The organism is Labilibaculum sp. DW002 (genome assembly GCF_029029525.1).
GTDB lineage: Bacteria > Bacteroidota > Bacteroidia > Bacteroidales > Marinifilaceae > Paralabilibaculum > Paralabilibaculum antarcticum.
This window is the reverse complement of record NZ_JAKJSC010000011.1, coordinates 52,195-63,795: the sequence shown is the minus strand read 5'-3', so window position 1 is coordinate 63,795 and position 11,601 is coordinate 52,195. Positions and strand designations below refer to the sequence as shown.

The 11,601-nt window shown below is 35.1% G+C and carries 10 protein-coding genes; 1 reads left to right on the top strand and 9 read right to left on the bottom strand.

The features are described from left to right. Nucleotides 1-749: 749 nt before the first annotated feature. Entirely contained in the window at nucleotides 750-4,025 is a 3,276-nt protein-coding gene (locus tag L3049_RS20980) for a S41 family peptidase (RefSeq protein ID WP_275111800.1), read from the top strand. Between the two features lie 58 nt (nucleotides 4,026-4,083). On the opposite strand, the gene L3049_RS20975 is transcribed toward L3049_RS20980, so the two are convergent. The 9 genes from L3049_RS20975 to L3049_RS20935 form a co-directional block, all read right to left on the bottom strand. Then, nucleotides 4,084-4,557, bottom strand: a complete 474-nt coding sequence (locus L3049_RS20975; protein WP_275111799.1) for an SRPBCC family protein — start codon at nucleotides 4,555-4,557, stop codon at nucleotides 4,084-4,086. An 11-nt stretch (nucleotides 4,558-4,568) separates the two neighbouring features. Then, a complete protein-coding gene (gene plsY, locus L3049_RS20970) occupies nucleotides 4,569-5,171 on the bottom strand; it encodes a glycerol-3-phosphate 1-O-acyltransferase PlsY (protein WP_275111798.1) in 603 nt (200 codons plus the stop codon). Then, nucleotides 5,168-5,629, bottom strand: a complete 462-nt coding sequence (locus tag L3049_RS20965) for a peroxiredoxin (RefSeq protein ID WP_275111797.1) — start codon at nucleotides 5,627-5,629, stop codon at nucleotides 5,168-5,170. Before L3049_RS20965 ends, plsY begins: the two co-directional genes overlap by 4 nt. Nucleotides 5,630-5,914: 285 nt before the next feature. Beyond that, a complete protein-coding gene (locus L3049_RS20960; protein ID WP_275111796.1) occupies nucleotides 5,915-6,688 on the bottom strand; it encodes a DUF1295 domain-containing protein in 774 nt (257 codons plus the stop codon). Between the two features lie 12 nt (nucleotides 6,689-6,700). Beyond that, nucleotides 6,701-8,500, bottom strand: coding sequence for a DegV family protein (locus L3049_RS20955; RefSeq protein ID WP_275111795.1), 1,800 nt, complete (start codon nucleotides 8,498-8,500; stop codon nucleotides 6,701-6,703). 8 nt (nucleotides 8,501-8,508) lie between these two features. Further along, the gene (locus tag L3049_RS20950) at nucleotides 8,509-8,916 is read right to left on the bottom strand and encodes a DUF2177 family protein (RefSeq protein WP_275111794.1); all 408 of its coding nucleotides are present in this window, start codon (nucleotides 8,914-8,916) and stop codon (nucleotides 8,509-8,511) included. Between the two features lie 20 nt (nucleotides 8,917-8,936). Then, complete coding sequence (locus L3049_RS20945) at nucleotides 8,937-9,443, bottom strand: lipocalin family protein (protein ID WP_275111793.1); 507 nt, start codon at nucleotides 9,441-9,443, stop codon at nucleotides 8,937-8,939. Nucleotides 9,444-9,711: 268 nt separating this feature from the next. Next, nucleotides 9,712-10,431, bottom strand: a complete 720-nt coding sequence (locus L3049_RS20940) for a LytR/AlgR family response regulator transcription factor (RefSeq protein ID WP_275111792.1) — start codon at nucleotides 10,429-10,431, stop codon at nucleotides 9,712-9,714. After that, nucleotides 10,424-11,497: a sensor histidine kinase gene (locus L3049_RS20935; RefSeq protein WP_275111791.1), complete on the bottom strand. Its 1,074-nt coding sequence runs from the start codon at nucleotides 11,495-11,497 to the stop codon at nucleotides 10,424-10,426. The genes L3049_RS20940 and L3049_RS20935 overlap by 8 nt, the downstream gene beginning before the upstream one ends. Nucleotides 11,498-11,601 lie beyond the last annotated feature (104 nt).

Sequence of the window (11,601 nt, the reverse complement as noted above, 5' to 3'; positions counted from 1 at the left end):
TCGGTACATTGATGAAAAGTAAACAATCCCGAAAGATTTCGGGACTAGGAGAGAGCTCTCGGTGACCCATTACGGATCAATGATGAAAAGAAATAATAGTGTAGTTCGTTCCTCACTCCACAGAATTTCTTTTTTGTCATCATTTTCACCTATGGGTTCCCCACCTGCGTTGCTCATTCCATACTTGCTTGTTTGGACAATACAATTAATTTCCTTTGTGTTCTTCGTGCTGTACTTTGTTTGCCTTGGTGGTTAACTATTTTCTTTGTCCTTTGTGGTAATCCCAGAGGGATTTGATGTTTATAGCATTTGGTGGGAAAGAGGATATTTGACCCCATCGGGGTCATATGTTCATATTGTATTATTCGTCCTATAAACATTTGAATCCTGCGGATTCTGATTTTCTTAGTGTTTTTTTTCTCTGTGTAGCTCAGTGCTCTCTGTGGTGATTATTTTTAATGGATTGTTCAGTTTATTTTCTCTGTGGTAAAGCTTTTTGTATTGTCCAACGAATTTCCAAAAAGGTATTTCGTGATATTCTTATTTTACATTTGTGCTTATACTTCTTGAAATTTTTATAGCTTTATAAGCTGAATTTCCACACCAAAATTCAATAACACATCAAAGAAAGCCCGATTAATTGTGCCTTTAAAACATTAGGTTTAAATTTTTATCTAATTTTATCCTCAGGCACTAGAATTTAACAAATCACTCTATTGTCTGTATTTTTTAACAAGACACACACACTAATGAAAAGAACTTTTATTTTACTATTCGCTGTATTATTGAGCGGATTCGTTTCGGCTATCGGTAATGCTGAATGGATACGTTATGCAGCAATTTCTCCGAATGGAGAACAGATTGTATTTGCCAACAAGGGAGATCTATATTTGGTAGCGTCAAAAGGAGGCGAAGCGCGCCCACTTACCTTTCATAAAGCACACGATTTTATGCCAGTTTGGAGTCACGATGGAAGCAAAATTGCTTTTGCATCGGAGCGATATGGAAACTTCGACATCTTTGTGATTAATGCAAATGGTGGAGCAGCCAAGCGTTTAACTTACCATTCAACTAATGAATATCCATATTCATTTAGCAATGATGACAAGAATGTGATTTTTGGAGCTCAAAGATTAGATGCAGCCAGTCATCGTCAATACCCAACAAGATCGCAACCAGAGTTGTATCAGGTTGCTGCCAATGGAGGACGTGTTGATCAAATTTGGACAATTCCTGCTGAAGATATTCAGGTGAGTAAGGATGGTAATCAAATGATTTATCATGATAAAAAAGGTGGTGAAAACGAATTTCGTAAGCATCACACTTCTGCCATTACGCGTGATATCTGGAAATACGATAAAAAGGCGAATAAACACACGATGATCACTAGTTTTAATGGTGAAGATAGAAATCCTGTTTACAGTACTGATGAAAAGAGTATCTATTATTTAAGCGAAGAAAGTGGATGTTTTAATGTTCATAAATTGGCATTGGATAATCCTGCTAACAAGGAACAGATAACTGATTTCAAAATGCATCCGGTTCGCTATTTAAGTATGGCAAACAACGGAGCGCTTTGCTATACTCATAATGGAGAGTTGTTTACCATGACTGATGGAAATCAGCAAAAGGTAAATGTAAAGATCAACACCGAAGGAAAAAACAACAACGAGCAAATTATCTCGGTAAGAGGAAATGTGAAAGAAATGGCTGTTTCTCCTGACGGAAAAGAGATTGCTTATACTGCTAGAGGAGAAGTTTTTGTTTCTTCTGTAGAGGCGAAAATGACAAAGCGAATTACAACAACTCCTGCAGAGGAACGTTTTGTTAGCTTTTCTCCTGATGGAAAGAGCATTCTTTACGCAAGTGAAAGAAATGCCAAATGGGGAATTTATCAGAGTAAAAAAGTAAGCGATACAGAACCATATTTTTATGCTTCAACCTTGTTGAAAGAAGAGCCAGTAATTGTCAACGAGAATGAAAATTATCAGCCTAAATTTTCTCCTGATGGAAAAGAGATCGCTTTTATTGAGAACAAAAGATCATTGAAGATTTATAATATTGAGAGTAAAAAGATCCGTACCATTATGAATGGTGATCAACTATTCTACATGGGAGATGGCGATCAGTATTTTTCTTGGAGTCCAGATAGCAAATGGTTATTGGTAGAGTATTCTCCAGTGCTAGCCAATAGCGAAGTGGTTCTAATTTCGGCGGATGGAAAGCAAGAAATGATCAACCTTACCGAAAGTGGTTATGGTGATGCTAGTCCTATTTGGGTAAATGGTGGCAAGCAAATGTTGTGGTTTAGTGATCGTCACGGATTGCGTTCATATGCCAACAGTGGTTCTCGCCAAATGGATGTTTATACCATGTTCTTTACCAAAGATTCTTGGGATCGATTTAACATGAGCAAGGATGATTACGCTTTGTTAAAAGAAATCGAAAAGAAAGAAAAAGAAGCGAAAGAAAAAGCCAAAAAGGAGGCTGAGAAAAAAGTTGATAAGGATAAGAAAAAATCGAAGAAGAAAGATGATGCTAAAAAGGATGAGGTGAAAAAAGATAGCACGCTTACATTCGATTGGGAAGGATTGAAAGATCGTAAAAAACGATTGACCATTCATTCTGCAAAATTAGCAGATGCTGTACTTTCAAAAGATGGAGAAGATCTTTATTATCTGGCTAAGTTTGAAAAGGGATATAACCTTTGGACAACTAAATTAAGAACAAAGGCAACCAAAATGCTAATTAAATTAGGTGCCAAAAGTGGAAGCTTAATTTGGGATAAGAAAATGAAAAATCTTTTCCTTTTAGCTGATGGAAGTATGTCTAAGGTTGATTTGGCTGCGAAATCTACTAAGCCTGTTTCGATTAGTGGAGAAATGACACTTGATGTAACTGCAGAACGTCAGCAAATGTTCAATCATGTTTGGAAGAGAGTAAAATCGATGTTTTACATTTCGGATTACCATGGTGTTGATTGGGATGCTCTTAAGGTAAATTATCAAGCTAAGTTAGGTTCGGTAGGTAACGACTTTGAATTCTCTGAGTTATTATCAGAGATGTTAGGAGAATTGAATGTATCTCACTGTGGAGCTCGTTACTATGGTGGAATGTCTAACGGAGATAAAACAGCTTCATTGGGAATCTTTATTGACTACTCTTACAAAGGAGAAGGAATCAAGATTGATGAGATCATGAAAGGTGGTCCTTTGGACAAGCAGAGTCTGAAAGTCTCTAAGGGAATGATTATTCAGCATATTGATGGTGTTAGTATAGATAGCAATGTTGATTTTGCGAAATACTTAAATCGTAAAGCAGGTCAAATTACACTGCTACATGTTTACGATCCTGCAACTAAAAAATCTCAGGACATTACAATGAAACCAATTTCATTAAGAAAAGAAAGTGGTTTATTGTATGATCGTTGGATTAAGATGAATGAGGCTGATGTAGAGAAATTGAGTAATGGCAAGCTAGGTTATGTGCATTTACCTGGAATGAGTGATGGTAAATATCGTGACATCTACGAAAAAGCGATGGGTAAGTATTTTGATAAAAAAGGATTGATTGTAGATACTCGTTTTAATGGTGGTGGTGACCTTGTTGGTGACTTATCAATGTTTTTGACTGGTGTACGTTTTCTTGATTATGCTGTTGAAGACAGAGTTTTAGGTTTTGAACCTAACTACAGATGGACTAAGCCAAGTGTTGCACTTGTTGGAGAGGCTCAATATAGCGATGGCTCTTGTTTTGCATGTGGATATCAAGATTTAGGAATTGGAAAAATGATTGGTATGCCTGTTCCTGGAACTTGTAGTTTTGCAGGATGGGAAATGTTGCAAAATGGGAAAGTACTTTGGGGATCGGTTCCTGTAAGTGCTAAGAATAAAAAAGGGGAATGGATGGAAAACAATCAAACTGTTCCTGAAGTTATCATTAAAAATATGCCGGGTAAGATTGATAAAGGAATCGATCAGCAACTAGAAGGTGCGGTTAAAGCCTTGCAAGAAGCATGTAAATAAGAATTTTTTTTTCTGATATACAAAAGCCGTTGAGTTTCTACTCAGCGGCTTTTTTCTTTTAAACAGTTTCTAAGGATGGAAATATCTTTTCAAGTTCTTTGGTCCTGAAATCAAAAATTTCGTTCAATTTATCTTTAATAAACAAAGTGTTAGCTAAACTCCCTATCCAGCCCAATGGTGGCTGATAACTCACAATATCTTTCATTAATACACCATCTCCTTTAGGCATAATAATGTGTTGATGGTGCCATATCTTATAGGGGCCAACCCTTTGTTCATCTACAAAATACGATTTATCCCTTATGTGTGTTATTTCTGTTACCCAGTTTGTGGGAATACCCCAAAGAGGACGAACCGTATAGCTAATAATCATACCCTCATATATTTTGTCGGGTAAATTGGGTGTGCGAATATCAAAGCCCATATGGGGAGGCGTAATTTTCTTTAAATTCTGTGGCGAACTTATAAAATCCCAAATATCCTCAAGGGAAGCTTTAATAAATTGTTCCTTTTGAAATTGATAAAATGCCATAATAGTTCTTTTTAAGGTGAAAGCTCCCGTCTATCTAACAAGCGACCTATATTCGTTCGATGCAAGAAAACAATCAGAATTGTGCAAACTAACAAATAATAAAATGTTGAGCTTAATCCGTGAATGATCAATTCAGTTAAGGGTAGTGTTATACTAAGAATAATAGATGCCAGCGAAACATATTTAAATCGCCATTTCACAATAAAATAAATGGCTCCTGAGATAAAGACAGAAAATGGAGCAATTAAAACCGAAGCTCCCAAAGTTGTGTTAACACCCTTTCCGCCTTTGAACTTTAAGAAGATACTGAAATCGTGACCAAGAATGGAGGCTAATGCAACACAGTAAATATAAAACTCTGAAACAATCTCTTCATTATTGGTAAGAAGCAAGCAAACAGCCACTGGTAAGAATCCTTTCAGCATATCTAAAAGTTGAGTCAAGACTGCTATCTTTTTCCCTGCAATTCTTTTCACATTGGTTGACCCCACATTACCACTACCCTTTTCCATAATATTTTCACCCGTATGGTATCGGGTTAAGATATAGCCAAAAGGGATTGCTCCCAATAGGTAGCCTAACAGTATAAAAGTAAGTTGTATCGTTATATTCATCTTAATTCCTGAAGAATACGTAAAGCTTCATCAACATGTTTTTCGGCTTGAATTTGGGAATTAAACAGGTACTCTATCTTTCCCTCCTTATTTACGACATAAGTTACTCTACCAGGAATTAAGCCGAAAAAACTGGAAGGAACGCCAAATAATTTGCGCACTTTATTACCTGTGTCACTTAATAGGGTATAATTTAAGCGATACTTTTCAGCAAACTCAAAATGACTTTCCTCTGATTGGGCACTAATTCCAATAATGATGGCATCGGCATCGGCAAATACCTCAAATTGATCACGAAACGAACAGGCTTCTTTTGTACACCCAGGACTATCATCTTTAGGGTAGAAATAAATCACCAGATTTTTTTTACCCAATACCTCACCAATCTTAAACAGTTCACCTCTCTGATCTTTTAATTCAAATAGTGGCACTTGACTTCCTACATCTATTTTTTTCATCTTTTCGGTTTTTGCATCAAAAATTAAATAAGCGATAAATAGCAACACATAAATAAGCAGATAAAACAGATAGAAATTTCTAAACTTTTTGTATTTGAGATTATCTGGGTAGATATTTCCAAAAAGCGCTCTAATTTCTTTCCGGAAAACGGGTTTGATATTTATCGTCCAGCTATCGGTTTGATAAACTATTTTTCGGAACTTACTTCTGTAATAGCCTAAAGGAAGCCCCCATAGTACAAAAAGTATAAACCATATATTTTTGCTAACAAAGTCCATTAGTTTTTATTTTTTAGGAAACCATGGTAAAAAAGAACTTGTTTTTTGAACATATTCCTCATATTCTGGCTTAGTCGTATTCAATGTTTTTTCGAGTAAAGCCACTCCCGATATCTTAATTATCAGTAAAGTCATAATAACAGAACCAATAATTTGCCAATAGCTACCAGCTGCTATACTAAAAATGGCATAGGCCCACCACACTGCTGAATCACCAAAATAATTCGGATGGCGCGTGTATTTCCAAAAGCCTGTATTTAAGACTTTCCCTTTATTTGCTGTATTACTTTTAAAGCGTGCCAACTGAAAATCGCCTCCAGCTTCAAAGGCAAAACCAATAAGCCACACCACAATTCCGATATAATCCAACAGATTAAGATCTCCCTTTGTCATACTGGATTGAACACCCAAAAGTGGTAAAGACACTATCATAATTAAGATTCCCTGCAGCAGAAAGGTTTGGAAAAAACTAAACCACCAGTAACGTTTCGGACCATAGTTTTTTCGGAATTCCTGATATCTAAAATCTTCTCCTTTTCCTATATTTCTCCAGGCAAGATAAAAGGCAAGCCTTAGCCCCCATATACTAACTAAAACTAAAAGCAATATCTTTCTGGTATTTAGTTCACCCGAATTAAATACATAAAAGGCATTAACCAGCACAAAGCCAAAGCCCCAAAAAATGTCGATAATACTTACATTCTTTATAAACACACTCCAAATCCATAAGAGAGTTACAAAGACGAAAATAATTAAGGATGCTTGTAGAAATAAGGTCATTATCGTAGAATATTAAGAATTAAATAGTAAGGAAACAGCGAGGGCACCATTACCGGCATGCATACCAATAACCGGAGAAATATTGACAACCGATACCGGATATTTTCCTGTAATCTCAAACATTTTTACCTCCACAAGTTGGGCGCCATCAGTATTGTTTGCGTGCAAAATAATGTAGTTCCATAAAGCTTTTTCCCGACCTATTTTTTTAATATGCCTAAATATTTTTTTCAAGCTGGCTTGCTGGCTAAAGGTTTTTCCAAACAATAGCGACTTTCCATTTTCATCCATCGAAATAACGGGATTTAAACCTAAAGTGCGAGCTATAATCCCTTTGGGCTTAGAGACCCTCCCTCCCCTAATCATCGATTGCAAGTCGTGAACACTTACAAATATTTTAGATTGGTTTACATCTTTCTTAAGGGTCTTTGTAATATATTCCACAGACTGTCCGGATTCGATATTTTTAGCCGCTTTTAATACAAGTAAACCTAAGGCTCCCGACAAATTTTTGGAATCGATAACATGAATCGGTTTGCCAAACTCTTTTGAAATGCGTTTGCTTGCTTTCACACTATTCGAATAAGTTCCACTAAACTCACTACTCAAATGCACAGCAATTATAGCATCGTAATGCGAAGCCAAATGCGAATATATATTTGTAAAAGCTTGTTCGTTTATTTGCGAGCTTTGAGGAAATTCAGCTTCAGTTTCCAGCATATTATAAAACTGACTGGGCTGAATTGTAAGCTTATCCAAATAATGGCTATCGCCAAAGTTCAAATTAATGGGTAGCACATTAATCTGATAATAATCAATTAATTCCTGCGACAAATCACAGGTTGAATCGGTTACCAGTGCAATATTCCATTTTCGTTTACTTATAACTTCCTGTTGTCGAACCATATCATCCACTTTTTGGAAAGTAACGGTTCCCATTTCTTTTAAATAATAAAAAAGTTCGGCTGGTTTATGGGTATGGACATGAATACGACAGAGACTTTCCGAACCAGCAACAACGACAGAATCGCCATTATGACTCAGAAAATTCTGAAGTTCCGATTGGCTGTGCTTTATATTTTTTACGATGGCCTCGGTACAATAACGGTAGGTAATTTCTTCTTCTGTTAGTTTATTAATATGAACAAGTGAAACGTTTTCAGAAGAATCAACGACCAAGTTCCGAATGTTTCTGTTTTTAATAAAACTGATAACCCCTTCGATAAACAATACAAAACCTTTTGCTCCTGCATCTACAAAATCTGATTTGCTCAATGCCTTCAATTTTGTATTCGTTTCTGCCAACGATTTTTCCAAAACTTCGAAAGAATCAATTATAACATTAGCAAAATCATAAATGGCATCCTTTTTACTATCCAAAAAATCAGACCACTCCTTTATAACCGTTAACATGGTTCCTTCAACAGGATTTGCAATGGCTTCGTACATATAGGGTATCGATTTCTTTACACTTTCAACAAATTCTCTTAAGGTAATAATAGGCTTGTTCAAAGTTTCCCGATTTAAACCATAGAGAAACTGTGCAAAAATAACACCTGAATTCCCTCGGGCTCCTATTAATGCTGCATCAGCAATGTTACCTACTGTTGTTTTATATGATTTGTGAGGTTTTATATTGTCGATAACCGAACGAACGGTCGAGGCGAGATTTGTTCCGGTATCTTTATCGTTAACCGGAAAAATATTTATTCTATTTATTTCGACCTGATTTCTTAATATTTGATTTCCTCCTGCAATAAAAGCATAATACAAGAGTTTTCCGTTAACAAAGGGTGTTTCCATATTTCTCATGCTCATTATTAATTAATACATTTACAGCATACAAAGCCTAATAAACTAACGCTTGCTGATAAAATTATTCCCCATAATATATCGATAAAAACGATAGCTATTGGCCAGTCCTTAAGTGTGGCCAAATTTGTTAAGTCATAAGTAGCATAGGTAAAAAGACCAAATAATGCTCCCATCAAAATTGCGTTAAAAGCAGAACCTTTTTGAATTGCTGGATAAATTGCAAAAATTGAAATTCCAGCAACATATATGAAGTAAAAGATAAATGCTGCTGTCCAATTTACTTTATCAGATAATAAATTCCCAAGGTATTTTTGATAGAGGTTTTTAGCAATAATGCCAAGCCATAGTAGGTCTATCATTAAAAAAACGATGAAAGTAAAGAGGTAGCTTATGAGAATGCTTTTTATATGCATAGTGTTAAGTATTGAATTGTTTACAAAGGTTTTTGCTCTACTTTTATTAGGTCAGAAACCTCATAGCCCCGTTTTTTTAATCGATCAAGTAACTCGTTGTATACTTCTTTTTCCATTTGAGGTTTACGGCTCAAAATCCACAAGTATTTATCAGTACTACTCCCAATAACTACCCATTTGTAATTTTCCTCTAAGTCGAACACAAAATAATCCCCATAAAAGATCCAAAAGAATGAGACTTTCAACTTTCCAGGAGCATTCAAAGGATCAGGAATTTTAGCCTTACCAATGGCTTCGGAGTATTCACCCGAAAGATTTCCTTTATACCCGCTGTTTACTACTTTTATTTTACCATCAGGTCGCATGGAATAATTTGCTTTAACGCCAACAAGTCCGCGCTCAAAACTATGATCGTAGCGAGCAATTTCGAACCAAGTGCCCAAATACCGCTCAATATCTAACTCTTTAACTACTGTTTTATCAACAACCGATTTTTGCATTGTACAACTGATGAAGGAATTGCTCATGATTAGTAAGCTAATTATGACAATATTTAAACTTTTGCCGATTTTAAACATTCGATTATTTTTAACGAAAAAAATGAACAATCTTATTTAGTTCCGTAACTAAGATAAACATATAATTACACTAAGAACATTTGTCGTACAAGTTTTGTTCATGAAGTTCGAATAAAAAATATCTCTAAACAAACTGCAAAAAAAGTAAACCGAAAAAGTTTATACTTTGAGCATGATCGTCTTTAAACCAAGAACAATATATAATTAGGGAAGGAGATTAATTTTTCATGCTAAGTCTGGCTATTACGTCATTTTTATAACTTCGGCTTATCGGTAGTGTTTTGTTTTTTACCTCAATACATTCGTTTGTAAATGACTCAATCTTGGAAAAAGAAACAATATAGGAACGATGAATCCTTAAGAAATCATTTTGAGGAAGTTTGGCTTCAATACTACTGATCGTTTCACGTGTTAGAATGGTTTTATCATCCAAGTGAATTTTAATGTAGTCACTAAAGCTCTCAATATAGTTCACGTCCGAAAAATTAAGTTTTATCATTTTACGATCTGAGCGAACAAAAATAAAATCACTTTTTTCTTCGATAATTTCAGCTGATATATCTGTTTGTATTGGAGTGCTTTCGCCCATGAATTTGTTGACAGCCTGCAAGAGGCGATCAAAAGAGATAGGCTTTAATAAATAATCTACGGCTTGCAAATCAAATCCTTCGACGGCATATTCACGATAGGCAGTGGTAAAAATGACTTTAATATTTTTATTGATGGATTTAGCAAAGAGCAAACCTGATATTTCGGGCATATTGATATCTAAAAAAATCAGATCGACCTGATGGGCACTAATTTCTTTAAAAGCTTCAATGGCATTTTTACAAGATGCCAGTACGCGAATATGACTAATTTTCCGCAAGTGATTTTCTATAATTTCACGCGCAACAGGTTCGTCATCAACAATCAAACAATTAATAAGTTTAGTCATTTATCGAGGCGTTTAAATTATTGACCATCAGGTTAACGGAAAACCAATGGTCCTGATTTTCAATTTCTAATTGGTATTGATCTTGATATAACAATTGTAATCTTTTTTGAATATTGTCAAGTCCTATACCCTTTATACTTTTCTTTTCATCGGTACTTCGAATCGTATTCTTAATGGAAAAATTCAAGCTGTTATTCTTTAAAAAGATCTCGACATCAACCCTTAAAAAGCCATCAATAATTTGCCCATGTTTAAAGGCATTTTCTACAAAAGGAATGAGTAGCATGGGCGTTACTTGAATGGTATCGGGAATGGGCTGAGATTTGAAATTCACTTTCAAACTATCTTGAAATCTCATTTTCTCCAATTCAATGTATTCTTCAATGTGTAAAACTTCTTCCTTCAAACTAACCTTTGGTTTTTCTATTTGATAGAGGATATAGTCTAAGAGGTTTGAGAGCTTTAAAATAATCAAGGGTGTGCTTTTTGACTGTTTCAAAGCAAAGCCGTAAATCGTATTCAGGGTATTGAAAAGAAAATGTGGGTGAATCTGTTTTTTCAGATATTGCAGTTCCTGATTTTTAATTTGAAGTTGGGCTTCCAGTATTTTATTCTCTAAAGATTTGTTTCTCTCTATGCTTTCGTAATTGTGCCGCAAGAGTTTAAATGCTGAAACTAAGGCGACAACTAAATACACACCGATTAAAATAAATGGTAGGCTTTTACTTAAAGGAGGCATAAGATCCGTATTCAACTCCGTTTTAAACATGAATCCCAAAAACATAGATATGGTTATAAGATATGCTGAGGCAATTAGGGTATATATGCCATATAGCAAAAAGTACCAATGTTTTTTCTTAAGTAGATAGTTTGGAATTAAGAAGTAAATAACAAAATAAGTTGTGACGATAGTAACAGGCACCAAGATGTTCGAAAACCAGATAACGTAAGGCTGGTTAGCTGAATTAAAACCAAAAAAATAGATATAGAACAACCAAACACCTCCCCAGAAGAGCATGTGTAAGGGTACAAATTTTATTTTTCTTAATAATTCAATTAAATTCATGAATGCAAAATAGGATTTTTATTCATTCTGAACATGTAATTAAGATGAATGACTTAATTAAGACGGGATTCAACCTTGAAATGTCATTATTATAAAAATAGGTA